Annotated in this window: 23 protein-coding genes and 1 pseudogene; 20 read left to right on the top strand and 4 right to left on the bottom strand. The window is 71.6% G+C overall.

Translation table 11 applies throughout. From position 1 onward, the window contains the following. Positions 1–61: 61 nt before the first annotated feature. Positions 62–1,300 carry a cysteine peptidase family C39 domain-containing protein gene (locus BZL64_RS26300; RefSeq protein ID WP_143663320.1) on the bottom strand — a complete coding sequence of 413 codons (1,239 nt, stop codon included), beginning with the start codon at positions 1,298–1,300 and terminating at the stop codon, positions 62–64. Positions 1,301–1,330: 30 nt separating this feature from the next. Between BZL64_RS26300 and BZL64_RS26295 the strand changes: the two genes are divergently transcribed. Continuing rightward, positions 1,331–1,732 (top strand): S-adenosylmethionine decarboxylase family protein, encoded by a 402-nt coding sequence (locus BZL64_RS26295; RefSeq protein ID WP_244205503.1) that lies wholly within the window; start codon positions 1,331–1,333, stop codon positions 1,730–1,732. A 27-nt stretch (positions 1,733–1,759) separates the two neighbouring features. On the opposite strand, the gene BZL64_RS26290 is transcribed toward BZL64_RS26295, so the two are convergent. Together BZL64_RS26290 and BZL64_RS26285 are read right to left on the bottom strand one after the other, a co-directional pair. Then, the gene (locus tag BZL64_RS26290) at positions 1,760–2,455 is read right to left on the bottom strand and encodes an alpha/beta fold hydrolase (protein WP_086771667.1); all 696 of its coding nucleotides are present in this window, start codon (positions 2,453–2,455) and stop codon (positions 1,760–1,762) included. Between the two features lie 13 nt (positions 2,456–2,468). After that, positions 2,469–3,632 (bottom strand): PIG-L family deacetylase, encoded by a 1,164-nt coding sequence (locus BZL64_RS26285; protein WP_107430347.1) that lies wholly within the window; start codon positions 3,630–3,632, stop codon positions 2,469–2,471. Positions 3,633–3,785: 153 nt separating this feature from the next. On the opposite strand from BZL64_RS26285, the gene BZL64_RS26280 reads away from it, so the two are divergent. From BZL64_RS26280 to BZL64_RS26265, 4 genes are read left to right on the top strand one after another with little or no spacing between them, the layout of a single operon-like run. Beyond that, positions 3,786–4,385: a hypothetical protein gene (locus BZL64_RS26280; RefSeq protein ID WP_086771664.1), complete on the top strand. Its 600-nt coding sequence runs from the start codon at positions 3,786–3,788 to the stop codon at positions 4,383–4,385. A gap of 32 nt (positions 4,386–4,417) precedes the next feature. Next, positions 4,418–5,164: a 4'-phosphopantetheinyl transferase family protein gene (locus tag BZL64_RS26275; protein WP_086771663.1), complete on the top strand. Its 747-nt coding sequence runs from the start codon at positions 4,418–4,420 to the stop codon at positions 5,162–5,164. 53 nt (positions 5,165–5,217) lie between these two features. Next, entirely contained in the window at positions 5,218–6,960 is a 1,743-nt protein-coding gene (locus tag BZL64_RS26270) for a B12-binding domain-containing radical SAM protein (protein WP_086771662.1), read from the top strand. Next, positions 6,957–7,904 (top strand): Gfo/Idh/MocA family protein, encoded by a 948-nt coding sequence (locus BZL64_RS26265; RefSeq protein WP_086771661.1) that lies wholly within the window; start codon positions 6,957–6,959, stop codon positions 7,902–7,904. Before BZL64_RS26270 ends, BZL64_RS26265 begins: the two co-directional genes overlap by 4 nt. Here BZL64_RS26265 and BZL64_RS26260 read toward each other — a convergent pair. Beyond that, complete coding sequence (locus BZL64_RS26260; protein ID WP_086771660.1) at positions 7,886–8,971, bottom strand: radical SAM protein; 1,086 nt, start codon at positions 8,969–8,971, stop codon at positions 7,886–7,888. The genes BZL64_RS26265 and BZL64_RS26260 overlap by 19 nt on opposite strands. Before the next feature lie 345 nt (positions 8,972–9,316). On the opposite strand from BZL64_RS26260, the gene BZL64_RS26255 reads away from it, so the two are divergent. The 15 genes and pseudogenes from BZL64_RS26255 to BZL64_RS26185 all read left to right on the top strand — a co-directional run. Then, positions 9,317–10,405 carry a 3-dehydroquinate synthase family protein gene (locus BZL64_RS26255; protein ID WP_086771659.1) on the top strand — a complete coding sequence of 363 codons (1,089 nt, stop codon included), beginning with the start codon at positions 9,317–9,319 and terminating at the stop codon, positions 10,403–10,405. Positions 10,406–10,413: 8 nt separating this feature from the next. Next, positions 10,414–11,271: a shikimate dehydrogenase family protein gene (locus BZL64_RS26250; RefSeq protein WP_167396205.1), complete on the top strand. Its 858-nt coding sequence runs from the start codon at positions 10,414–10,416 to the stop codon at positions 11,269–11,271. Then, the gene (locus BZL64_RS26245) at positions 11,268–12,440 is read left to right on the top strand and encodes an aromatic ring-hydroxylating oxygenase subunit alpha (RefSeq protein WP_158101564.1); all 1,173 of its coding nucleotides are present in this window, start codon (positions 11,268–11,270) and stop codon (positions 12,438–12,440) included. Before BZL64_RS26250 ends, BZL64_RS26245 begins: the two co-directional genes overlap by 4 nt. Positions 12,441–12,513: 73 nt before the next feature. Continuing rightward, positions 12,514–12,765, top strand: coding sequence for a phosphopantetheine-binding protein (locus tag BZL64_RS26240; protein ID WP_020129798.1), 252 nt, complete (start codon positions 12,514–12,516; stop codon positions 12,763–12,765). Between the two features lie 19 nt (positions 12,766–12,784). Then, positions 12,785–13,531 carry an FkbM family methyltransferase gene (locus tag BZL64_RS26235; RefSeq protein WP_086771655.1) on the top strand — a complete coding sequence of 249 codons (747 nt, stop codon included), beginning with the start codon at positions 12,785–12,787 and terminating at the stop codon, positions 13,529–13,531. Between the two features lie 41 nt (positions 13,532–13,572). After that, on the top strand, positions 13,573–15,300 hold the full coding sequence (locus tag BZL64_RS26230; RefSeq protein WP_086771654.1) for a carbamoyltransferase family protein: 1,728 nt from the start codon (positions 13,573–13,575) through the stop codon (positions 15,298–15,300). A gap of 22 nt (positions 15,301–15,322) precedes the next feature. Continuing rightward, a complete protein-coding gene (locus BZL64_RS26225) occupies positions 15,323–16,531 on the top strand; it encodes a DegT/DnrJ/EryC1/StrS family aminotransferase (protein WP_086771653.1) in 1,209 nt (402 codons plus the stop codon). After that, entirely contained in the window at positions 16,531–17,601 is a 1,071-nt protein-coding gene (locus BZL64_RS26220) for a Gfo/Idh/MocA family protein (RefSeq protein ID WP_086771652.1), read from the top strand. The genes BZL64_RS26225 and BZL64_RS26220 overlap by 1 nt, the downstream gene beginning before the upstream one ends. Then, the gene (locus BZL64_RS26215; RefSeq protein WP_086771651.1) at positions 17,598–18,815 is read left to right on the top strand and encodes a DegT/DnrJ/EryC1/StrS family aminotransferase; all 1,218 of its coding nucleotides are present in this window, start codon (positions 17,598–17,600) and stop codon (positions 18,813–18,815) included. The genes BZL64_RS26220 and BZL64_RS26215 overlap by 4 nt, the downstream gene beginning before the upstream one ends. Beyond that, positions 18,808–19,467, top strand: coding sequence for an HAD-IA family hydrolase (locus BZL64_RS26210; protein ID WP_086771650.1), 660 nt, complete (start codon positions 18,808–18,810; stop codon positions 19,465–19,467). Before BZL64_RS26215 ends, BZL64_RS26210 begins: the two co-directional genes overlap by 8 nt. Continuing rightward, positions 19,464–19,937, top strand: coding sequence for a type II 3-dehydroquinate dehydratase (locus BZL64_RS26205; RefSeq protein WP_086771649.1), 474 nt, complete (start codon positions 19,464–19,466; stop codon positions 19,935–19,937). The genes BZL64_RS26210 and BZL64_RS26205 overlap by 4 nt, the downstream gene beginning before the upstream one ends. Continuing rightward, a complete protein-coding gene (locus tag BZL64_RS26200; protein ID WP_086771648.1) occupies positions 19,934–22,063 on the top strand; it encodes an AMP-binding protein in 2,130 nt (709 codons plus the stop codon). The genes BZL64_RS26205 and BZL64_RS26200 overlap by 4 nt, the downstream gene beginning before the upstream one ends. A 29-nt stretch (positions 22,064–22,092) precedes the next feature. Then, positions 22,093–23,025, top strand: coding sequence for an ROK family protein (locus BZL64_RS26195; protein WP_143663319.1), 933 nt, complete (start codon positions 22,093–22,095; stop codon positions 23,023–23,025). Further along, positions 23,022–23,894: a glycosyltransferase family 2 protein gene (locus BZL64_RS26190; protein WP_086771646.1), complete on the top strand. Its 873-nt coding sequence runs from the start codon at positions 23,022–23,024 to the stop codon at positions 23,892–23,894. The genes BZL64_RS26195 and BZL64_RS26190 overlap by 4 nt, the downstream gene beginning before the upstream one ends. Continuing rightward, positions 23,891–24,316, top strand: a pseudogene (locus tag BZL64_RS26185) (condensation domain-containing protein); the annotation flags it as partial. The gene BZL64_RS26190 and the pseudogene BZL64_RS26185, both read left to right, overlap by 4 nt.

Raw genomic sequence — 24,316 nt, 5'->3', positions numbered from 1 at the left:
CTACCCTGCCCCGTGCGGGGGACGGCGTGCCCCCGCACGGGGCAGGGTAGTCCGTACACGATCAAGAGGGTGCGGGGGATTCAGTCCCGTCGAGAGACTTCAGCAGCTTCTCGTTCCACTCCCTCTCCAGGGTTGCCGTCTCGGTGATGAGGTCGGCGATGCGCCGTACTGCGACGGCTCCCTTTCGGAGGCGCAGGAAGAAGTAGTTCCGGGTCATCTCCCAGCGCCGGGAGAGGGCTTCCGCGTCGGAGGCCCGATCGTGCAGGGAGGGAAGCGCACAGGCTTCGGCGGCCGCCCGTAGAAAGCGCGCGTTCAGAGCGCGTTGGCTGGCCAGCTCACCGAACCAGGCGCTGACCTCGATCGATCCCACGGGGCTGAGCGAGGTGAAGTCGTCCGGGGCGGCGCGCAGTTCGTCGGCGCAGGCCGTCACCAGGTCCACGTCGGCAAAGGAGCGCGCGTTCCGGGCGAGGGCGGAGCGGAACCGCTCCTGCTGCGCTGCCTGACTCTCCCCGAAGCCGGGCGTGCCGGCGTTCACGACCACTGTGCGGTTGCGCCAGTCGGGGTCGCCTCTGCGGGCTTCTCCCAGCGCGTCCGACGCCATGGCGCTGAGCAGGGTGCTCCTTTCCATGAGGCCGTCGTAGAGGGAGCCCTGGTAGCGGTCGACGATCCGGACGGAACCGTAGTCTCCCTTGTCGTTGCCGTCCTCGGGGCGGATCACGATGCGGTGTGAATGGTGCTGCTGGAGGTGGAAGGAGCTGTGGGGGACATGGAAGGTGTCCACCCAGGCGATCACCGGATGGCCGTCCAGGAGGTGAGCGTCAATGTATTGCTCGGCTCGTCGGGAGTCGGCGTGGTGAACGTGGTCGGCGGTCAGGCCACACCATTCGTGCAGGATCTCCTCGGGCGTCCGTCGGTGGATTCCGAGATGTTCCACGGGCCATTCGGAATCGACTGCGTCCGTCCTGCGGTGATATCCCCAGTGGTCTCCCAGGACGCTCGGATCGTGGCCGAGCCAGGCCGCCGTGATGCCGAACGTCGCTGAGATGCAGTCAAGTGCCGAAAAATCCGCGTCCATTGAACCCCCCTGCAGCAAGAACTTCGCTCCTTCGCCGTCCATCTCGCCGTCCGTAGTGCTCCGGCCAATCCCTATGCCTTCCCCTGCGCCTTGCGTGACCCCCTGACGCATGGTGACCGCGATCCCCAGGGCACCCCGGATGTTACGCTGCGGCCCACCAAGCGCCCGTGAGGTGGCCTCACTTGGCCTCGCCGGCCTTCCCGCTTCGACCGCGTAGACCAGCACAGATCTAGGTGAAAGGAGACGGGGCGAGCGATGCGCGACCCCCGGTTCCCCATGACTGATTCCAGTAGTCCCTCCGCCGAGGAAATCAACGTCGACGAACTGTGCTCGTACGCCGTCGACGTGTGGGTGAGCGACCACAGCATCCTCACCGACGAGCAGCGCCTCCTCAAGGTGCTGCGCACGGCCGCGGAAAAGGGAAACGCCACCGTGCTCGGTGAGGCGTCGCACATCTTCCCGAACGGTGCCGTCACCGCTATTCTCCTGCTTTCTGCCTCGCACCTGAGTATTCACACCTGGCCGGAATTCAGCCTCGCCAACATCGACCTGCTCGCCTACGGCCGTCTGAACGGCGAACGGATGATGCAGAGCGTGGAATTGGGCCTCTCGCCCACGAGGATCAACGTGACGCGCATGCTGCGCGCGGTGCACTGACCTGACCCGCCCACCGACCCACACCGTTCACAACCACCCCGACAGCGACGTGAGGAACGCGTCGAAGCTGTCCCGGTGGATCGCGTGCGTGGCGTCCGGCACGGTCCGCACCTCGAATCCGCGCCGGGTCAGCTCCGCCCGCATCTCACCGCTCACCAGTGTGCTCGGCTCCGCCGCCTGGACGAGGGAGCGGACGACCGCCCGCTCCGGTGTGTGATCGGTGGCACGGTACGCGGAGAGGGCGAGCGCGGACCTCTCGTCCCAGGCGTGCAGCGCTGCCAGCTCGGCCGCGACCTGCCGCTCTCCCCACTCCGGGCGCAGGCTCCTGATCAGCAGCCGAGGCGCGCGTTTGAAGAGAGTGAACGCGGCCGGGTCGAGGGTGCCGTCCGGGCCGCCGAGCCGCCAGGCCGGCTCCGAGTACACGGCGCGCTGCGGTCGTAGTTCCGGCACCGCGAGTGCCAGGGCCAGGGCGCCGAGCGAATGGCCCAGCGCCAGTTCCGGGCCATGGGGCAGCGTCTCCAGCAGGTCCTCCGCGAACAGGTGCGGCGCGTAGGCGCCCCGGGCACTGCCGCCGTGGCCGCGCAGGTCGACGGCGACCACCCGGTAGCCCCGCCCGGTCAGGACCGGGACCAGCTCCTGCCAGGTGCGGTGGTCGGCCATGAGACCGTGGACGAGGACGGCGACCCGGTCGCCGGTGCCCCACTCACGGGTGTGCAGTCGCATGCGGCGGCCACCCTCACCCGGCCGCGGCGGCATCGTCCGCCACCGTGGACGCCGACTTCCCCAGGGCGTCGGCGGTGTCGTCCGCCACCGTGGACGCCGGCTCTCCGAGGGCGTCGGCGGGTTCGTCGGCCGCCGTGGCTGCCAGTTCTGCGAAGGCGTCGGCGGACTCCGGCGGTACCCAGAGGCGTTCCGCCCATCCTGGGGTGCCGAGCTGCCGGCCGTGGCGGACGATTCGTCGCGTGACCGCCTCCAGCACTTGCAGCCGGTACGGCCACAGCGCCTCCTGCTTGACGCGTGCCGCCGCCTCCGACCCCGGGATCAGCAGCGGGGCCAGCGGGCTCGGTCCCGGGCCGACCAGGATCCGGCCGGCCTCCGCCTCGGCGTTCGCGAACAGCGAGTACGGCATGTCCTCGTAGAAGGCGACTCGTTCGGGCTCGAGCACCTTTCGGGCGATCAGTTCCAGCGCGGCCTGCCGGGTCAGGACGTGGTCGACATGCCCGCCCACGGCCAGCGGCACGAGCACCAGGGAGCCGCCCGCCACCTCGGCCGCCAGACCGGCCGTCACCCGCTCGAACAACTCCGGCTCCGTCGCGCGGGCCGCGTCCACCTCGTGCGGTTCGAGGAAGTACCCCTCCTGCCAGGCGGACCGGTCGGCGGCGTCCACCTGACCGAGCACGGTCAGCTCCGCGCCGAGCACCGCGCACGCCACCCGCTCCTCCTCCAGCAGCAGCCGGGAGGCCAGCGCGGGACGGCTCCGATAGTGGGAGCGGCGCGTCCAGGTCTCCTGCGAGAACACGTCCACCACCCGGCCGCCGAACCGGGCGAGGAGCCCACCCAGGGCCAGTTGGGCATCATCGGGGTGGGGAGAGAGGCAGATCAGGGCACGTGACGGGTACGGGCGCGGCGGCGGAGCGGCCACCACCAGGCCCGCCGCGTGCCAGCCGGCGATCAACTCCCGTTCCTCGGGCGGCCAGGAGCGGTACGGCCGGGTTCCGTCGCAGGCATGCCACAGGGATGCGGCCGATGCGGGAAAGAGGTCGGGAGCGACCGGCTCGCCGAGGAACCGCACCTCGGCGCCGTCGAACTCGGTGTGCGGCAGGCGAATCGGGCGGTCGTCCGCCACGAGTGCGTGCGAGGTGCGCCTGACCGAGGGGGCGGGGGAGGGGCGCTCTGGCATGCGCAGGAGTGTAGACCAAGGGTCGATCATGGAACTATGGGAAGGGAACGACTGGAAGAGCACACGACAGGTCTGTGATCCGCACCGCGACGAGAGGCTCGAACAGCAATGTACGTACTCACCGGGGGACTTGGTGCGCCGGAGACGGCCCGATTGCGGGAGGCCTGTGAGCGCACCGCACTGCCGCTGAAGGAGCCCGCGGCGCAGGACCCGCAGGGATTGGCCGCGCACGTCGCCGACGATCTCCTCGTCGCCTTCGTGGCCGCAGAGGCGGACGGCTCGGCTCCGTTCGCACTGGGCGAGATCACCCGTGAAGGGGCCTACGTCGTTCTCGTGCAGGCGGCGCCGACCGCCAAGGGCACGCTGGCGGCGGTCCGTTCGGGTGCCGGCTTCGTCATGGCCGCGCCGCTCGACGTCGAACGCCTGGTGCCGTTCCTGACCTACCTGCGGGACGTCGCCGCCCCCGCGTCCGCCCAGGTTATCGACCTGGACGAGGCCGGCGTACTCAGCACGCCGTCCGCGTCCGTGCGGCTGTCCGAGGCCGAGGCCAAGGCGCTGCGCGCGCTCGCCGACCGGCGGGCCGTCATCGTCCCCCGGCCCGATCTGCTGCGGCTGACGGGCGAGGACCCGCGGGGTGTCATCGAGGCGCTGCGGGCCCGGTTCCGGGAGGTCGGCTCGGGCGCCCAGATTCTCAAGGTGCCGCACATGGGTTTCCGGCTCGTCGGGGAAGTGCGGCTGCGGGCCACCGCGTGACGGGGGCGGACCGTGCGCCGCGCCCCCTGCGAGTGACAGCGTCGGACAGCGCGCCGCGCCCCGTGCAGCTGTGCTGGGCCCGTCTGCCCGACGTGCGCCCAGGGCTGGTGGGACTGCTCGATCCCGTGGAACTCGGCCGCTACGAGGCGACGGCCGACCCCGCCAACAGGCTCCGTTTCCTGGCGGGTTGTGCCATCAGCCGACTGGTGCTCGGCGAACTGATCGGCCTGCCGCCCGCCGACGTACCCCTGCGGCGGGTGTGTCCGCGTTGCGCGGGTCCGCACGGCAAGGTCACGCTCGACGTACCGGCCGGGAGCGCCCACGCGGACGTACGGTTCTCCGTGTCGCACAGCGGTGACGTGATAGGGGTCGCCGTCTGCCGTGGCGCGGAGGTCGGGCTCGACGTGGAGGACGGCGCCGGCACCGATGTCGCGAGGGTGGCACCCCGTGTCCTCGGCGACACGGAACTCGCCGCCCTGCGCGCGCGCCCGCCCGGCGAACGGCATGCGGCGTTCCTGCGTTACTGGACGCGCAAGGAATCCGTGCTCAAGGCGATCGGCGTCGGTCTGCGCGTTCCGCTGCGCCGGCTGCGGGTGTCGGACCCCAAGCTGCCACCGGCCGTGCTGAGTTGGCCAGCCCAGATCGATGCCTGCCATGAAGTGCGCATGGCGGATACGGTGGTCGGCACGACGCACCCCGCGTCAGTCACGGTGACGGGAACAACCGAAGTGACACTTTTGCGGCACGACACCTCGGCGATCCTCCGGGCGTGGCGGTGATTCCGCTTCTTTGTATCGACTCCTTTACGACCACGGGGAAGGGTTAGGGCCAGATGTCGGACGTCGTGCTGTTGACTCCGCGTGAGATAGCCACCGGAGCACTCAGCCTGAACAACCAGAACGTGACCGTCACCGACGAGGAGTACGTGAAACTCGACCCGGCACTGCGGATCTTCTACGAGAAGGTCCGGGAGAACCTGGGTCTGGCCTGCATCACCGGATACCTGCGCAATGCCGGATACACCGTCACCTCGTTGAATCTGCACGGCCGGACGCCCAGCGACGAGGCCATCATCGACCTCATCCGCCGGGAGCGCCCGCGCTTCGTCGGCATCAGCATCATGTACGACCTGCACATCATCGACGCCATCCGGCTCATCCGGTGCGCGCGGATCGCCGACCCGGACGTCTTCATCGCCATCGGCGGCGCCTTCTGCACGTACAACGCGAAACTCATCGCCGAGCAGGTGCCCGAGGCCGACTGTGTCACCTTCGGCGAGGGCGAGTTGACGGTCGTGGGCATCATGGACCGGCTGACCTCCGGCGCCGACTGGCGGAAGACGCCGGGGCTGTTCTACCGCGACGGCGACCGGGTGCGCAGCAGCGGCATGCCCGTGCTTCCCGACCTCGGCCACCTCGTCTGGCCGGCCCGTGACGTGCTGGAGTACCACCGGGCGGCGGGCATCGCGACGCCCGTGGCCTCCACGTTCACCAGCCGTGGCTGCCACGCCAAGTGCACCTTCTGCTACGCGCCCCGCCAGCCCGGAGTCGTCGACGGCTTCTGGCGGATGCGGCCCCCCGGCGACGTCGTCGACGAGATCGAGTACCTGCAAAGGGAGTTCGGGACCCGTTTCATCTGGTTCAACGACGACAACTTCGGCGGCGCGTTCGGTGACGGCTTCGCGCACGCCGTCGAGTTCGCCGAGACCGTCCTCAGCCGTGGTCTGAAGTTCCAGTTCCACTGCGAGTTCCGAGTCGACTCCGGGCTGATCGACCACGAGGCCCTCGACCTGCTGCACCGGGCGGGACTCTCGTCCGCGCTGCTGGGCATCGAGTCCGGGTCGCCCGGCATGCTGCGGCGGTTCAAGAAGGGCACCACGGTGGCCTACAACCTTGACGCGGCCCGCATGTTCAAACGCAAGGGCCTCGGCCTCGACCCCGGCTGGATCATGATCGAGCCGAGGACCACCATCGACGAACTGTGGGAGAACCTCGAGTTCATCGTGGCCGCACGGATCCACGAGGCCGACAACCCGTTCTTCCTCATCAACCGCGCGATCGCCCTGCGCGGCACCGAGATGTACGACAAGATCGACGATCCGCTGCCGCTCGCCGACATCGAGGGCATGGAGGGCGCCGCCTACGAGATCCTGCGTACCGCGCGCCGCGACTACCGGGTGCCGGACCCCCGCGTAGAAGCACTGTGGAGCGCCTGGAGCGAGGTCGGCGAGGAGATCAGCGACCGCAAGGAGAACGTCCTGCCGTTCGTCGCCCAGAAGATTGCCCTGGGCGCTCGCCGGCTGCGCGGCACGGAGCACAACCCGCGCGCCTTCCTCAGCCGCCTGCGGGCCTGGCGAAACGGGCTGCCCGAGCTGTTCCTCGCCTTCATCAACTACGGCCTCGTCCTCGCCGAGACGGACCCGCCGGACCTTCTCACGCGGCTCACCGCCGACCTGCGGGAGCTGGTGGCCGACTACGACGCCGAGCACCTCGGCGAGTCCTTCGAGGACTTCGGCGAGCGGGTCGAGCGCATCTGCGGTGCCGAGGCCCTCGTCGCGGCGGGAGTGGGCCGATGACCCTGCGGTACGGAGTGGTGGGCTGCGGCCGCGTCTTCCAGCGTTACCACCTGCCCGTCGTCACCGACCACGAGGACTACACCCTCGTCGCCGCCTGCGACACCGACGCCGACAGCGCGCGCTCGGTGCTCGGTGCGGCGGCCGACGGTGTCCTGGTCACCACCAGCCTGGAGGAGTTCCTCACGGTCGGCCGGCCGGACGTGGTCGCCGTGTGCACCCCCAACGACGCTCACACCGAGCCCGTGCTGGCGGCACTCGCGGCCGGCGCGCACGTCCTGTGCGAGAAGCCGTTGGCCGCCGACCTGTCCCAGGCGCGCCGGCTGGCCGGGGCGGTGGGCGCCGACCGGCTCGCGGTCAACCTGCCGTACCGCTTCCACGAGTTGGTGCCGGCCTTCCTCAAGGCGCTGCCCGAGGGCCCCTGCGAGATCACCCTGACCTTCACCACGGCCGGCCAGCGGCTGTGGCGGCCGGTGACGAACTGGTACGGCGATGCGGCGCGGGCCGGCGGTGGCGCCCTGGTCGACCTGGGCGCGCACGCCCTGGACCTGCTGATCACCGTCTTCGGGCGGCCCCGTCCGCTCTCCTGCCGGGTCGACGCGAAGGGCGTGGAGGAGCGGGTGATCGCCGGCCTGGAGTTCCCGGCCGGCCCCGCGACGCTGCGCATCGACCGCCGCAGCCGGGTCATGGGCCTCACCCTGGAGGCCACCGCGGCCGACGGTGCGAGCGCCGTGCTGGACCTGCGCCGCGGCGAGGTCCGCAGCGCCGCGGGCACGGTCACGGCCGAGGACCGGCGGCCCGAGCTGGCGGCGATCCGCGGCTTCCTCGACACGGTGGCGGGCCGGACCCGGGGCCGTACGGTGGCCCCGGCTCAGGCGCTGGAGGTGCAGGAACTCATCGCGGCGCTGTACGCCGACGCCACGTGCGATCAGGAACTGACGCTCTGAGCGGCACCCTGTCCGCTCGCGGGGGTGCCGGGCTCGACCGGCGCCCCCGCACCGGAGACGACCGGCCGGAACGTCTCCTTCAACTCCCGCAGCCTGGCGCGTGAACGCTCGCCCGAGTACAGGTGCGTGCCGCCGATCTCCTCCTCCGTGATCCGGTCCAGGAAGAACAGGTTGATGACGTCGGACGGCGTGGCGCACGTCTTGCAGAAGCTGAACCGCGGCCGGTCGTGCATGAACAGGTCGTAGTGCTGGTGCGAGCCGTACTGGTCGAGCAGCAGCTTGCGGTCCTGCGCCAGGTTGCCCATCGGTTTGACCCAGGCGTGCGGGCACGCGGAGACATCGCCCTGACCGAAGAGCTGGGCCATCGTCGCCGTGACGAAACAGCCGAGGGTGCGCACGTTCGTCTTGAGCTGCTCGGCCATGTGCTCGACGTAGGCGCGCGGCGGCAGGACGTCCGCGAACTCGTCGTAGTGCTCCACCAGCGGCATCAGATGGTCGCCGGGCGGCGGGCCCATGCGCTCGGCGGTGTCGCCGCGCACGGGGAAGAAGTACAGCGTGGTGCTGCCCGCCACCTCGTCGCGCAGATACCGGGCGAACTCCAGCTGGCCCGTGTAGTTGGCGTCGGTGAGCACCGACTGGATGTCGATGCGCAGCCCGGCCTCGGCCGCCGCGTGCAGGCTGCGCATGATGACATCGTGCAGCTTGGCCTGCTTCGGGGGCAGCCGGTGCCGGTTCAGCTCCAGCGTGTGCCCGTCCAGGGAGATGTTCAACTGGACGTTGCCCATCGCGGCGAGGGCCTCGATGCGTCGCTCGTTGAGGAAGACGCCGTTGGTGATGACCTGCACGGTCTCGTAGCGGCGGCTGGCCTCCTGGACGAACTCGGTGGAGCCCTTGAGCCAGAAGAACTCACCGCCGGAGAGCCGCAGAATCGGCGCGTCCACGTGCTCGTGATACATGTCGAGTATCTCGTGCCAGTCCTGACGGCGATCGGTGGTCAGGCGCAGTCGTGCGTCGGGCACGTTCATGAGGAGGTTGTACTCCTCGGTGAGGCAGTAGGAGCAGCGCATTTGGCAAAGCTGTTCCTCGATGACCATGTCGTTCATCAGGAACGGGAGTCGCCCGCCCTCGCCCGCCGAGGCGGTAAGGGCGGCACGAAACTTTTCCTTAAGGCGCATGAAAGTCCCCGATTTGCGGTCGACTTGGGATTGTGCGGTTCTGGTTCGCTCGACCGGTCAACACTAACCGCTCGTCAACCCCACGGCCATAGCGCTTACTTGTTGCCGGACTATCCCGAAATGCCCTGCACAGGCCGGGAGCTGACGGTCCGCACACATCAGGGGTGGACCTTGATCCGCACCTGTGCGTAGCATGCCGTCGGTCAAGGTCGGACTGGTCGCGGGGGCACCAAAGACATGAGCGTAATCCGCATCCGGGCGGCGAACGGGGGGACGGAAACCCGTGCCCGCCGTGTCGACGTCAGGCTGAAGGACCACGAGTACGCCGTGCATGTGGGATCCGGCGCCCGCCGACTGCTGCCCGCCGTCCTGGACGAGCTGGGCGTCGGCCGTGTCGCCGTCGTGAGCAGCGCGCGCGAGCCCGAACTGCCTGATCCCGGTGTGCCGTTCACGGTGGTGCCGGCGCTCGACGGCGAGCGGCACAAGACGCTCGCGTCGGTGGAGACCTACTGCCGCGCCTTCGTCGAGGCGGGACTGACCCGGTCCGACGCCGTGATCGCCTGCGGGGGCGGCACGACGACGGACACCGTGGGCCTGGCCGCCGCCCTCTACCATCGCGGGATCAAGGTCGTGCACCTGCCGACCACGCTGCTCGCCCAGGTCGACGCGAGTGTCGGCGGCAAGACCGCTGTCAACCTGCCCGAAGGCAAGAACCTGGTCGGCGCCTACTGGCAGCCCAGCGCCGTGCTGTGCGACACGGACTTCCTGCACACCCTGCCCCGGCGCGAACTCCTCAGCGGCTACGGGGAGATAGCCCGCTGCGCGTTCATCGGCGCGGGCGATCTGCGTGGACTCGACCTGACCGGGCAGATCGTCGCCAGCATCACCCTCAAGGCGTCGGTCGTCGCCCGTGACGAACGCGACCAGGGCCCGCGCCACATCCTCAACTACGGCCACACCCTCGGCCACGCGATCGAGCGCGCCACCGACTACGCCTGGCGGCACGGCGAGGCGGTCGCGGTCGGCACCGTGTTCGCGGGGCTGCTCGCGGGCCGGCTGGGGCGCATCGACGCGCACCGGGTGAGCGAGCACCGGGAGATGGTGGAGAGCTTCGGGCTGCCCACCTGGCTGCCGTCCGGCGTGCCGGTGACGACCCTGGTGGAGCTGATGCGCCGGGACAAGAAGAAGGGACCGGACACCGACCCCACGCTGACGTTCGTCCTGGACGGCCCGGCCGGAGTCGAGCTGGTGCCCCGCGTCCACGAACACATGGTCTCCTCCGTCCTGGCGGACATGCCCGCGGGCCCCGCCCCCGCCTCGGACTGAGGAGCGCCATGCCCGACGCCCTGCCCGCCCGGAGCGCGATATCGGGCACGACACGGCTCTACGTGGTCCTGGGCGACCCGGTGGCCCAGGTACGCGCCCCCGGCCTGCTCAACGACCTGTTCGCGCGCACAGCGCGGGACGCCGTGCTGGTTCCCCTGCATGTCGACCCCGACGGCCTGGGCGAGGTCATGCGCGGACTGCGCCGCATGCGCAACCTCGACGGCATCCTCGTCACCGTGCCGCACAAGATCGAGGTGTGCCGGTACGCCGACCGGCTGGGCCCCGCCGCGGACGTGGCCGGCAGCGCCAACGCCCTGCGCAGGAACCCCGACGGCACCTGGCTCGCAGACAACTTCGACGGGGCCGGCTTCGTCCACGGCCTGCGCGCCAACGGCCACGACCCCTCGGGCACGACCGTCGCCCTGGCCGGGGCCGGCGGCGCCGGACGCGCCGTCGCCGCGGCCCTGCTGAGCGCCGGCGCCGCCCGACTGTGGCTGTACGACCCCGACTCCGCCCGCCGCACGGACGTACTCGCCCGGCTGGACGCCCGCTGGCCGGGGCGCGTACGGGCCGGCGTGGAGGGCGACCTCGGCGACGCGGGCGACCGCGTCGACATCGCGGTGAACGCGACCCCGCTGGGGATGAGCCCCGGCGACCAGCTCCCCTTCGACCCCGCACGCCTGCCGCCCACCTGCGTGGTCGCCGACATCATCATGAAGCCGGCCGAGACCGCCCTGCTCAGGGCCGCCCGGGACGGCGGACGGCCCGTGGTCCACGGCCGCCACATGCTCGACAGCCAGGTCCTCCTCTACGAGGAGTTCTTCGCACTGCACGCACCGGAACGAAACGGGAGGTGGGAGCCGTGATCGACCACGCGCAGGCCGTGGCCCTCGCGCAGCGCGCCCTGGCGCACCTGGAGGCCGGCACGACGGACCAGGCCGAGGACGTGCTGCGGGTCCCCGTCACGGAATACCTCGACCCCGACCGGTGGCAGCGCGAGATCGACCTCGTCTTCAAACGGGTCCCGCTCGCCCTCGCCCTGTCCGTCGAACTCCCGGGCGCCGGCTCCTACAAGGCCCTGGACGCCCTCGGCACCCCGGTCCTCCTCACCCGCGGACAGGACGGCGTCGTACGGGCGTTCCTCAATGTCTGCCGTCATCGCGGCGCCCAGTTGTGCCCGGCCGGAACCGGCACCCGGCACCGGTTCCGCTGTCCCTACCACGCCTGGGTGTACGACGACCGGGGCGGACTCGTAGCCGTGCACAAGCCCGCCACCTTCGGGGACGTCGACACCGACGAACTGGGACTGCGGCCACTGCCCGTCACGGAGAGCCTCGGCTTCGTGTGGGTGTGCCTCACCCCCGGTGCCACGATCGACCTGGAATCCTGGCTCGGCGACTACGCGCGCGAGCTGGAGCGGCTCGAACTCGACAAGTGGCACCTCTACGAGCAGCGTGAACTGGCGGGACCCGGCTGGAAGGTGGCCTTCGACGGCTATCTGGAGAGTTACCACATCCAGGCGCTGCACCGTACGACGTTCGCCCCGACGTCGACCTCGAACCTGATGGTGGTGGACTCCTTCGGGCCGCACCAGCGGATCCTGTATCCGGTGAAGTCGCTGAAGACGCTGCGGGACATCCCGGTCGAGGACTGGGACCCCGCCGCGCACTGCGGCACGGTGTACACCGTCTTCCCCAACGTGTCGATCGCCGGCGCCTGGGAGGGACACGGCGTGGTCTCCCAGATCATGCCCGGACCGGGCGTGGACCGCAGCCGTACCGTGCAGACCGTCCTGACCCGCGTGCCACCGGCCACCGAAGAGGACCGGCGCTACACGGCGGAGTTCAGCGAACTCGTCGAAAGAGGCGTCGCGGACGAGGACTATCGCACCGGATTCGACGTACAGGCGGCTTTGTCCTCGGGGGCGAATACGCACTTTGTCTTCGGACGCAACGAGTTGGCGTTGCAGCATCACCATCACTGGCTCGACGACCTGCTTGCAGACGCCAATAACCCTGATGGCAAGGCATTTTGAGGCCTGGTCAGGATGGACAGCCTCTGACCCACCGACTAGATTGTCACTCGTCCGAACGAATGAAAGGCTGTCTGTGAACCGCGACGAAGTGCTCCAGGAGATCCACCAAATCGCCAAGGAGTTTGCCGCCTCCAGTGGTCGTACGGTGAATGAGAACAGCAGCAACTTCCTCGAAGCCTATGGATTCACCTCCCTGGACGCCCTGGAGTTCCTGCTTCTCCTCGAGGAGCGCTTCGGTGTGACGTTCGAGGACGAGGACCTCACCGAGGACACGCTCACGTCCGAGGACCGCCTCGCCGACTACGTCGTCGAACGTCTCGGCTGAGTCCCGGGGGACTCGCCACATGACACCCCCCAAGCTGACGGAAGTCGCCGAGGGATTCTCCGTGCACGCCGTGAGCGCGCTCGACGCGCGCTTTCTGTACCGCGAGATGTTCGAAGGCGGGACGTACGGGGGTATCTCCCTTCCCGACGAACCGTTCGTCATCGACGTCGGGGCGAACATCGGGCTCTTCACGCTCTTCGTGAAGCGGCGACGGCCCAAGGCGCGGATCGTGGCCTTCGAGCCGCTGCCCGAACTCGTCGCGGCCCTGCACGCCAACGTGGCGGAATTCGGCCTGCATGACGTGTCCGTGCACGAGACGGCGCTGGGGGGCGAGGAGGCGGCCGGCGTGTCCTTCCGCTACTACCCCCTGCTCCCCAGCAGTTCGACCCTGTACCCGCAGGATCAGGGGCAGTTGAGGGAGCTCCTGGCCAGGAGCTTCCCGCCGCGGGTCGTGGAGCGGATGTTCCAGGGGCGCGAGATCACCGTCACCGTCGACCGGCTCTCCCGCCACATCGGGACCGACCGCCCCGTCGACCTGCTCAAGATCGACGCGGTGGGCTCCGAACTGGAGATCCTGCGGGGTGTCGACGCGGACCTGCGCCCCCTGCTGCGCAACGTCGTCATCGACGTCCAGGACGTGCACGGCCGGGTCGACGAACTCTGCCGGTACCTGCGGGAGATGGGGCTGGAGCCCAGTGTCCTCAAGCCGCCGATGGCGGACGGCGAGGACACCCTGAACCACCTGATCCACGCCGTGCGGCCGTGACACCACCAGATCCTGCGCACTCGAAGAGGGGAAACACGGAGATGCTGACGCTCGGCCTGGGCGGGTCCAACCACGACTTCGCCGCCTGCCTCGTCTCCGACGGCGTCATAGCCGCCGGCATCGAGGAGGAGCGGGTCCGCCGGGTCAAGTACTCGGTCGGAGTCAACTCGCTGTTCAACCAGTCGTGGCGGTACTGCCTCGACATGGCACAGGCGCGCCTCGCCGACGTCGACGTCATCGTCGCCGACGACACCCTCCTGGCACCCGCGTACTTCCCCTTCCGCAAGCGCATCCACCTGATCCGCCATCACATGGCGCACGCGGCCAGCACCTTCTTCCCCTCGCCCTTCGAGCGGGCCGCCATCCTCGTGGTCGACGGAGCGGGCAGCCTGATCGACGACCAGGGCGTGGAGACCCTCACCACCGCCGTCGGCGAGGGCACCACCATCACCGAGCTGTCCAAGGTGCTCGGCACCGACTGGTCCACCGACGGCCTCAGCTCCCTGCGCGTGTACCAGGCCGGCGACAGCGACCACTCCCTCGGCTACATGTACAAGGCCGTGAGCAAGGCCATCGGCTTCGTCCTGTACGAGAACGAGTACGAGGGCCGGCACTGGTACCTGTCCGAGGACGGCAAGACGATGGGCCTCGCGCCCTACGGCACCCCCCGCTACTGCAAGGAATTCCGCGAGTACCTCACGCTGCTCCCCGACGGCGGCTACGAACTGCACCTCAAGAACGGCGGACTGCTCGACTTCATCGAACACGCCCTCGACGGCTACACGGGCGAAGAACGCTTCGCCCGCGCCGCAGACCTGGCCTACGCCGCCCAGGACACGCTGGAGGAGACCCTCCTGCACGTGGCCCGACGGCTCCACGCCGACACCGGGCTCACCGACCTGTGCCTGGCCGGAGGCGTCGCGCTCAACTGCGTGGCCAACGGCCGCCTGCTGCGCGAGACCCCCTTCGAGAACATCTTCGTGCAGCCCGCCGCGGGCGACGGCGGCTGCGCCGTCGGCAACGCCTACTACGGCTACCACGTCATCGCCGGACAACCCCGCGAGGCGCCCGCCCGCACCGCCCAACGCCACGCCTACCTCGGCCGCACCTACGGGGACTCCGAGGTGCGGGCCGCCCTCGACGCCAGCGGACTGCCCTACCGCAAGGTGGACGAGCCGTCCCGGATCGGCGCCGAACTGCTCGCGCAGGGCAAGCTCCTGGGATGGTTCACCGGCGGGTCGGAGTTCGGGCCGCGCGCCCTGGGCCACCGCAGCATCCTGGCCGACCCGCGGCGCGCCGAGACGAAGGACATCATCAACGCCCGGGTCAAGCACCGCGAGCCCTTCCGGCCCTTCGCCCCGGCCGTGCTGCGCGAGCACGCCGCCGACTACTTCGACCTCGACATCGAGTCGCCGTACATGCTCATCGTGGCCCCCGTCCGGCCCGAGAAGCAGGGTGAGGTCCCGGCCATCGTGCACGTCGACGGGACCGCGCGCGTGCAGACCGTGACGGCGAAGGACAACGGCGCCTACCACGAACTGATCTCGCACTTCCACCAGTTGACCGGAGTTCCGGTCGTGCTCAACACGTCGTTCAACGACAACGGTCAGCCGATCGTGGAGACACCGCAGCAGGCCCTCGAGTTCTACGGAGGCAGCCGGCTGGACTGGATGATCATGGAAGACTACGTGGTGGCGCACTCGGCCGACGACCTGGACGCGTTGGCGACGTCCGGATCGACGGCGACCGGCAGCCCCGCCACCGACTGACACCGACTGAGAGGGACGCACAGTGGCTCTGGCACTCGACGGTGGGCATCCGGTCCGCCGCCACGACTTTCCGGCCTGGCCGTACCATGACGACACCGAGCGCGCGGCACTGATCCGCGCGGTCGACCAGGGCCAGTGGTGGCGAGTCGGCGGCTCCGAGATCACCTCCTTCGAGGCGGAGTTCGGCGAGTACCACGGCGGCACGACGCTCGCCGTCACCAACGGCACCCACGCCCTGGAACTCGGCCTGGAACTGCTGGGACTGCAACCGGGCGACGAGGTGATCGTCCCCGCCTTCACCTTCATCTCCACCTCCATCGCCGTACAGCGGGCGGGCGGCGTCCCCGTCCCGGTCGACGTGGACCCCGTGACGTACTGCCTCGACCCGCAGGCCCTGGACGCCGTCCGCACCTCGCGCACCCGCGTCGTCATCCCCGTGCACATGGCCGGGCACGTCGCCGACATGGACGCCATCGGCACCTGGGCGGCCCGGCACGACATCGTCGTCTTCCAGGACGCCGCGCACGCGCACGGCGCCGTCTGGTCCGGCCGGCGCATCGGCGACTTCGGCACGCTCGCCGCCTTCAGCTTCCAGAACGGCAAGCTGATGACGGCGGGCGAGGGCGGAGCGCTGCTGCTGCCGTCGGCGGAACGCTTCGACGAGGCGTTCGCCCGGCACAGCTGCGGCCGGCCCATCGGTGACACGAGCTACGAACACCTCACCCCGTCGTCCAACTACCGCATGACGGAGTTCGCCGGCGCGGTCCTGCGCGCCCAACTCGGCCGGCTCGCCGAACAGAACGCGCGCCGCGAGAGCCGCTGGAAGACGCTGTCCGCCGCCCTGCGCGAGATACCCGGCGTGCTCCCGCAGGGTCGCGACCCCCGCTGCGAACTCAACCCGCACTACATGGCCATGGCCGCCCTCGACCCCAGCGCCCACCCCGGGACCGACCGCGACCTGGTGGTCAGGGCGCTGGTCGCCGAGGGCATCCCCGCCTTCGTCAACTATCCGCCGGTGTACCGCACCAAGGCACATGAGGCGCTGCGTGGCAACGGACTGCCCGACACCGCCGAACTGGCCGAGCGCAACCCGGTCAGCGAGCACCTGGGCGCACACGGCTTCTGGCTGCACCACCGGGTGCTGCTCGGCACGGACGCCGACTGCGCCGACGTCGCCGAGGCCGTGGCGAAGGTGCTGTCCGAACTGGCGGGGAAGAAGCGTTCCGCTTGATGAGGGTCGCCGTCGTCGGGCTGGGCTGGGTGGCCCGCGAGGTGTGGCTGCCGCGCCTGGTCAAGCACCCGGACTTCGAGGTCGTCGCCGTGGTGGACCCGCGGCCCGAGGCCGTCGAGCGGGTCGGCGCCCTGGTGGCCGGCGCGCGGGTGTACGGCGGACACGAGGAGCTGGGGCGCGGTGAGGCCGACCTCGTGTTCGTCCTGACCCCGAACCACACCCACGGCGCGCTCGCCGGCCACTTCCTGCGCCAGGGCCTCGCCGTCTTCCTGGAGAAACCGACCGGCACCGACTTCGCCCACCTGCGGCACCTCGAAGAGGCCGCCCGCGACGGCGGGGGCCGGCTGCTGCTGTCCACCGCCGCCCGCCACCGCGCGGACGTCGGGGAGCTGGCCCGCCTCGTCGCCGACGGGGCGCTCGGCACACCCCGGCTCGCCGAGCTGAGCTGGGTCCGCTCCCGGGGCATTCCCGGCAGCGACTGGTTCGCCCGCCGCGAGACGGCCGGCGGCGGCGTCCTGGTCGACCTGGGCTGGCACGTCATCGACGCCCTGCACCACCTGTGGGGCGCCTCCGGCGTCCGCCACGCCACCGCCCTGCCCGGCAGCGACTTCCTCACCCGCGACGGCTGGGGCGCCGACTGGCACCCCGGCGCCGCCACCCTCGGCACCGCCGACGTCGAGGACCAGCTCACCGCGCTGGTCGCCACCGAGCGATACGGCATGTACCTGCGCTTCGCCTGGGCGTCGCACGAGACGGTCGACCGCACCCGGCTGGTGCTGCACGGCACCGCGGGCACCGCCGAGCTGACCACGACGTTCGGATTCAGCCCCCGGCGCGTCCCCGAAGCCACGCTCACGCTGCGCCAGGAAGGCACCGAGCGCCGGGTGCCGCTGCCCCCGGCCGGCGTCGGTGACGAGTACGACCTGCAACTCGACGCGCTGCCCGCCGAACTGGCCCGCACCGACGCCACCGGCCGGGCCCTGCGCGAGGCCCGCGAAGCCCTGGCCGTGGTCGAGGCCTGCTACCGCGCCACGTCCGCCGACTGGACAGCACCGGAGACGAACTCATGACTGCATCCCTGTCCGAGCCCACGGCGCTGCGCTACGAGCCGCTGCGCGGCCTGGCCCTGTGGGGCGAGGAGGAGAAGGCCGCCGCACTGGACGTGCTGGAGAGCCGCTCCCTCTTCCGCTACTACGGTCCCGCGCTCCAGCGCCGCGTCGAGCGGTTCGAGGAGCGGTTCGCCGCCCTCCACCAGGCACCCCACGCGGTCGGCGTGTCCTCCGGGACCGCCGCCCTGACCTGCGCCCTCATCGGCCTGGGCATCCCCGAGGGCGCCGAGGTCATCGTGCCGTCGGCCACCTTCATCGGCTGCGTCAACGCCGTCGTGGCCGCACGCGGCATCCCCGTCTTCGCCGAGATCGACGAGTCGCTCACCCTCGACCCCACCGCCTGGGAACAACTCGTCACCGAGCGGACCTTCGCGGTCATGCCCGTCCACCTGAACAACGCCGCCGCCGACATGGACCCCATCCTGGCCGTCGCCCGCAAGCACGGCATCCGGGTACTGGAGGACGCCGCCCAGGCCTGCGGTGTCAGCTACCGGGGGCGCCCGGTCGGCTCGATCGGCGACGCGGGCGCCTTCAGCTTCCAGGCGGAGAAGAACATCACCGCCGGTGAGGGCGGCGCTGTCGTCACGACAGACCCCGACGTCCACGACCGTGTGGTGCGCTACCAGGACCAGGGCGGACAGTTCACCACCTCGCGCAGCGGCGAGCGCGGCACCGCGGGCGAGGCGTTCCTCGGCACCAACCTGCGGATGACCGAGATCTCCGGCGCCCTGCTCTCCGTACAGCTGGAACGGCTCACGCCGATGCTGCGGCGACTGCGCGACATCGCCCGCACCGTCCGCGAGGACCTCGCCGACCTGGAACTCCAATGGCGGCGGCTGCCCGACGAGGAGGGCAGCGGCGGCGACCTCACGGTCCTGCTCGACAACCGCATGGCCGCCCGCCGGTTCGTCACCGCGCTCACCGCCGCCGGCATCCCCGCGGCCACGCTCTACTCGGGCCGCCTCGTCCAGCAGAACCCCGCCGTCCGGGCCGGCCGCACGCCGTGGGGCATCGCCTGGGACGCCACCGCCCGCCTGCGCGCCAGCGAGGCCGTCCTGGGCCGCTCCGTGACCGTCGGACTCGGCGCGACCATGACCGACGACGACGTCGCCCATCTGGTGGCGAGCCTGCGGACGGCGGCCGACGCCGCCCGAAAGGGAGCAAACGGTGAGTGAACTCCGGCCGCGCGCCGTCGTCCTGGACCTCGACGGCGTACTCATCGACAGCATCCACGTGATGCGCAGGGCGTTCCAGCGCGCCTACGACCTCACCGTCGGCGACGGCGAGGCACCCTTCGAGGAGTACCTGACCCACCTCGGACGTCACATGCCCGACACCCTCGCGATCATGGGCCTGCCCGCCGGGATGTACGAGCCGTTCGTCGTCGAGAGCCGCAAACTGGTCCACGAGATCGAGCCGTGCCCCGGCGCCGCCGAACTGCTCACCGGACTGCGTGCGGCGGGCGTACCGACCGCCGTCGCCACCGGCAAGACCCACGGCCGAGCCGTCGAGGCCCTGGCCGCGACCGGCCTGCTGGACCTGGTGGACGCGGTGTGCGGCAGCGACGAGGTGGCGCACGGCAAACCGGCTCCGGACATCGTCCTGCTCGCCCTGGAGAAGATCGGCGCCGCCGCCGAGGGAGCCGTCATGGTCGGCGACTCCGCGCTGGACCTGCGGGCCGGCCGCGCGGCCGGCACCCGGACCGCCGCCGGCCTCTGGGGCCAGGGCGACCGCACGGAACTCCTCGCCCACCAGCCCGATCTGGTGGCCGGCTCGTGCGCCGAGCTCGCCGCCCTCCTGCACCGCCCCGAAGGGATCCCCGCGTGAGCACTGCCCCCACCTCCCGTGACCTCCTGCTGCTCAACGGCCCCAACCTGGGCACGCTGGGCACGCGCGAACCCGGGGTCTACGGCACCACCACCCTCGCCGAGGTGGAGAAGGCGGTGGCCCTGCGGCTGTCCCGCGCCGGGTACGGACTGCGCAGCGAACAGCACGACGGCGAGGGCGAGTTGATCCGCGCGCTGCACAAGCACCGGGACACCGTCGCCGCGATCGTCAACCCCGGTGCTCTCATGATCGCCGGCTGGAGCCTGCGCGACGCCCTCGCCGACTACCCGGCGCCCTGGGCCGAGGTGCACATCTCCAACGTGTGGGCCCGCGAGTCCTTCCGGCACAACTCCGTCGTCTCCCCCCTCGCCGTGGGCGTCATCGCCGGCTTCGGCACGCACGGGTACGAACTTGCCGCGGAGGCACTGCTGCGGCGCCTGGAGCCGGCGGCGGAGGGCACGGGGAAGTGACAGCCCGGGACCTGTGGCAGGCGTTCTCCCGGGCGGACCGGGACCCGGACGCCCTCGCGCTCGGCGACCTGACCCGCCGTACGGCCGTCGACCGGGTGACGGAACTGGCGCGGCGACTGCGCGCCCAGGGCGTACGGCCCGCGCAGCCCGTCGGACTCCAGGGGCCCAACCGGCCCGAATGGGTGCTCGGCCTGCTCGCGCTCATTGCGGCGGACGCCTGCCCCCTGCTGCTGCCGGCCGACTCGCCACCGGCGGAGACCCACAGGCTCCTGCGGACCGCCGGCGCCCGCCGGACCCTCGTCGTGGACCCCGACGGGGCGGACTGGGCGGTGCTGACGGGGGAGAGCGAGGGAGCCGACAGGGGACTCGCAGGCGGCGAGACGGGCTCCGAGCCGCCCGCCCACGCCCCCGGCACACTGCTGCTCGCCTCCTCCGGATCGACCGGGACACCCAAGGTCGTCGCGCGGTCGCCGCGTTCCGTCCTCGACGAGGGCGTCCGCTACCACCGCGCGGGCCTGGCCCGGCCCGACGACCGCGTACTGGTGCCGCTGCCGCTGAGCCACGCCTACGCGCTCGGCTGGCTGGCCGGCGCGCTGGTGGCCGGGGCGCACGTGGACCCGGTGCCGCCGCGTGCCGTCGGCGCCGTCCACGCGCGGCTTCGGGAGCGGGCCACGGTCCTGGTCACCGTGCCCGGCCTGGCCCGTGTCCTGGCGCGCCGCAGAGCCCTCGCCGACGACGCGCCCTTCCCCGCGCTGCGCCGGGTGATGGCCGGCGCCGGATACGTGGACGCCGAACTGGACGCGCTGTGGACCCGCGCCCTCGGCGTGGGCGTCTCCCGCAACTTCGGCTCCAGCGAGACGGGCGCCGTGCTGTGGGGAGAGCCGGGGCTGCCGTCGGGAGCCGTCGGCCGGCCGATGCCGGGCGTCCGGGTCGACCTGCTGGACCCCGAGGGCAGGCCCCTGCCCGGCTCGGGCGCGGCCCAGGGAGAACTCGCCGTCGTCCTGGAGGACGGCTCCACCCACCGCCTGCACGACCTCGCCGACCGCGACGAGCACGGCGTCCACCGCATCCTGGGCCGAGCCCGTCGCGGAGTGGTCCGGCGCGGAGCCCGCTGGGTCTCCACGATGGAGGTGGAGTCGGTACTGCGGACGGCCCCGGGCGTCGCCGACCTCTCGGTCACCGCGACCGGCCCGGACGACTCCGACGACCAGGGCCTCACCGTCGAATACGTGCCCGCCGACCCCGAACTGGCCGCCCCACGACGGCTGCATGCGTACGCCCGCGCCGAACTGGCCGCCTACAAGGTGCCCGACAGCTTCCAGCCCCGCTACCGGCTGCGCCGGTCCGCCGTCGGCAAGGCGCAGGCGGCCCCCGTGTACCGCCTCGCAGCCGCCCGGCCGGACACCCCGGCCGAGCAGGTCCTGGCGGCGGCCCTCGCCGAACTCGGCCTGCCGCCGCTCCTGGCCGGCGGCGCCGCCGCAGCCGACCTGGCCCGGACGGCGGGACTGCGCGCGGACGTGCTGTCGCCCGTGCTGGACACCGCCTGTGCGCTCGGGCTACTGGCCACCGATTCCGACTCCGCGGGCCCGCCCGACGCCGGGGTGTACCCCCCGGACGTCGTCCTGGCCGGCCGGGCACTGGCGGCCAGGGTGCGGGAGGACGCGGCGGACGAAGGGCCGCGACCGCCGGCCGCTCCGGCCGGACCTCCGCCACCGGACGCGGGCCTGCGCGCGGCCGTCGCGGGGTTGCTCGCCGAGGCCGCCGTCGACGGTACGCCGCTGGAGATCGGCGACGGCGGTGTTCCGCGGTCGGCCGACACGGAGTACGGCGCCTGCGTGGTCGTCGGCGGCGTCCACGGCCCCGCGGCCCGGCTCGGCTCACTGGCCGCACTGCTGAAGCCGAAGGGCCTGCTCGTGGTGGCCGACACCTTCGTGTCCGACCCACTCACCCTCACCGACGAGACCAGCCGTACGACCGTCGTCCGCTGGCTCGTCGACGGGCACCTGCACTGGTGGACCGCGCAGGAACTGCGGGCGGGGCTGGAGGCGGTGGGCCTGCGGGTGGAGGAGATCCGTGCTGCCGAGCAGGCGCCGTACACGATCCTGACCGCCCGGAAGACGTCGTGACCGGCACGTACCCCTCCACGGATACCGGTGTGGCGTCTCGCCTGCTGGCCGTGGACATCGGCGGCACCAAGGTCGCCCTGCGCGCGATGGCCGCCGGGGTGACCGTCCACGAACGCACCGTCCGGTGGCCCGCCGACGGTGACGCGGCAAGCCAGTCGGATCTCCTGGAGGCGTCCGTGGCCGACGCGGTCGCCGCGCTGGGGGGAGCCCCTGTCCGCCTCGGCGTGGCGGCGGCGCCCAACGTCGATGCCGACGGGTACGTCGTGAGCTGGCCCAACCGGCCCGACTGGGTGGGGCGTTCGTTGCGCGCGCCCTTCGCGGGCAGCGGCGCCGAGGTCCTGTTCGGCGACGACGCGACGCTCGCCGGGCTGGCCGAGGCCCGCGCCACGGGCAGTCGGGACCTGGTCCACCTGGGCATCGGCACGGGCGTCGGCGGCGGTCTGGTCAGCGGCGGCCGACTGCTGACCGGCGCCTGGGGCACGGCGGGCGAACTGGGCCACCTGGTGGTCGACCCGCGGGGCCCGCGGTGCCGGTGCGGCACGCGCGGCTGCCTCCAGGCCGTGGTCTCGGCCGAGGCGCTCGCCGCCCACGCCGGCGCGGCCCGTGGACTGCCCACGACCACCGCCGAGTTGGTGGCTGGCGTGGAGCGGACCGAACCCTGGGCGGAGCACACGCTCGACCACGCGGCCGAACGGATCGCCCGCGCGTTGCGGGTCCTCGTGGAGCTGGTCCAGCCCGCGCGCGTGACCATCGGCGGCGGCCTCGGAGCCGCGCTCGCGCCCCTGCCCGGCCGGGTCGCGCGGCGGCTGGCGCAGTCGGCCCGCCCGGGTCGGCCGCTCCCCGAGGTCGGGCCGGCCGTCCACGGTCCCCACTCCTCCCTCGCCGGCGCCGCCCTGCTCGCCGCCCGGGGCCCGAGCCTGCTCGGCGGGGCGGACCTGTTCCACGAGAGGAGCGCGACATGAGCGGGCCGGCGGCCAGCGTGGTCATCCCCACCCGTGACAAGGCGGACAGTCTGCGGCTCGTCCTGACCTGCCTGGCCCGGCAGGTGGGCCCGCGGTCCCACGAGATCGTGGTCGTCGACGACGGCAGCACCGATACCACCGCCGACGTCGTGGAGGCCGCCGCCGAACGGCTGCCCGTGCGCACGGTGCAGGGTCCGCGGGCGGGCCGCGCCGCCGCACGCAACGCGGGTGCCGCCGCGGCCCGCGGCGGCCTGCTGCTCTTCCTGGACGACGACATCCTGCTCCCGCCGACAGCCCTGGCGGCCCATGTCACCGAGCACGGCGCCGGAGAGCCCGCCTGCGTCCACGGCCCCGTCCGGGAACTCCCCGGCGCGCGACGCCTGTTGGCGACCGAACCGCACGAACTCCTCCCCGATCCCCACGCGGCGGCGATGAGCGGCCGGTTCGGGCGCACGGTGGCGAACGCCCTGGAAACCCTGGTGACCCGCATGGCCGAAGGCGAACTGGAGCCGGTGGCACCATGGTTGACCTGCATCGGAGCCAACACGTCCATGCCGTACGGGCTGTGGGAGCGATCCGGTGGCTACGACGAGACCTTCGGTACGACATGGGGGTGCGAGGACCTCGAACTCGGACTGCGGCTCTGGTCGTCGGGGGCCGGGATGCGCCTCGCGCCCGCCGCGCCGGGCGTGCACCTCACCCATGAACGCGCCGACCGCTGGGAACAGCACACCGTGAACCTCACCCGGTTCACCCAGAAGCACCCCGTGCCCGCCGTACGCGCCCTGCCGGAACTGCTCGGCCCCTCGGGCAACACCCGCAGGTACGTCGAGACCGTACGCATCCTCGAAGAGAGCACCCTCCCGTGACCCACCACCCACCGGCCGATCCCACCCCGCTGCCCCTGTTCTCCCGCCAGGACTGGTGCTGGGAGTGGACCCGCAGCTACACCGGAGACTCCCCGCCGATCGAGTCGTCCGAGACGCTCCTGTTCCGGGGCCCGCTCGACACGGGAGCGCTGCGCGACACGCTGGCCGAGATCGCCACCCGCCACGAGGCCCTGCGCCTGCACCTCGCCGCGGACATCGAGCCGGACCCGTCGGCCACCTGGCCCGGACAGGCACTGCGGGATGCGCCGGGGCCGCTGGACACCGTACGGACCGGGCCGCAGGAGAGTACGGCGGAGGTGACAAGGATCCTCACCCGGCCCCTCGATCCGAGGGACCGCATGATGCGCACGACCCTGGTGAGCACGGGCGACGAGGAGCATCTCCTCGTCGCCCGTGCTCAC

Origin of the sequence: Streptomyces bobili, assembly GCF_002154575.1 — a bacterium.
Classification (GTDB): Bacteria; Actinomycetota; Actinomycetes; order Streptomycetales; family Streptomycetaceae; genus Streptomyces; species Streptomyces bobili.
This window is presented reverse-complemented; position numbering and strand designations above follow the sequence as displayed.

Coding starts and splice junctions, on each gene's coding strand:
- BZL64_RS26215 (WP_086771651.1), top strand. CDS start 17,598: ATGACTGCATCCCTGTCCGAGCCCACGGCGCTGCGCTACGAGCCGCTG.
- BZL64_RS26250 (WP_167396205.1), top strand. CDS start 10,414: ATGCCCGACGCCCTGCCCGCCCGGAGCGCGATATCGGGCACGACACGG.
- BZL64_RS26295 (WP_244205503.1), top strand. CDS start 1,331: ATGCGCGACCCCCGGTTCCCCATGACTGATTCCAGTAGTCCCTCCGCC.
- BZL64_RS26235 (WP_086771655.1), top strand. CDS start 12,785: ATGACACCCCCCAAGCTGACGGAAGTCGCCGAGGGATTCTCCGTGCAC.
- BZL64_RS26270 (WP_086771662.1), top strand. CDS start 5,218: ATGTCGGACGTCGTGCTGTTGACTCCGCGTGAGATAGCCACCGGAGCA.
- BZL64_RS26285 (WP_107430347.1), bottom strand. CDS start 3,632: ATGCCAGAGCGCCCCTCCCCCGCCCCCTCGGTCAGGCGCACCTCGCAC.
- BZL64_RS26190 (WP_086771646.1), top strand. CDS start 23,022: ATGAGCGGGCCGGCGGCCAGCGTGGTCATCCCCACCCGTGACAAGGCG.
- BZL64_RS26260 (WP_086771660.1), bottom strand. CDS start 8,971: ATGCGCTGCTCCTACTGCCTCACCGAGGAGTACAACCTCCTCATGAAC.
- BZL64_RS26290 (WP_086771667.1), bottom strand. CDS start 2,455: ATGCGACTGCACACCCGTGAGTGGGGCACCGGCGACCGGGTCGCCGTC.
- BZL64_RS26255 (WP_086771659.1), top strand. CDS start 9,317: ATGAGCGTAATCCGCATCCGGGCGGCGAACGGGGGGACGGAAACCCGT.
- BZL64_RS26230 (WP_086771654.1), top strand. CDS start 13,573: ATGCTGACGCTCGGCCTGGGCGGGTCCAACCACGACTTCGCCGCCTGC.
- BZL64_RS26265 (WP_086771661.1), top strand. CDS start 6,957: ATGACCCTGCGGTACGGAGTGGTGGGCTGCGGCCGCGTCTTCCAGCGT.
- BZL64_RS26220 (WP_086771652.1), top strand. CDS start 16,531: ATGAGGGTCGCCGTCGTCGGGCTGGGCTGGGTGGCCCGCGAGGTGTGG.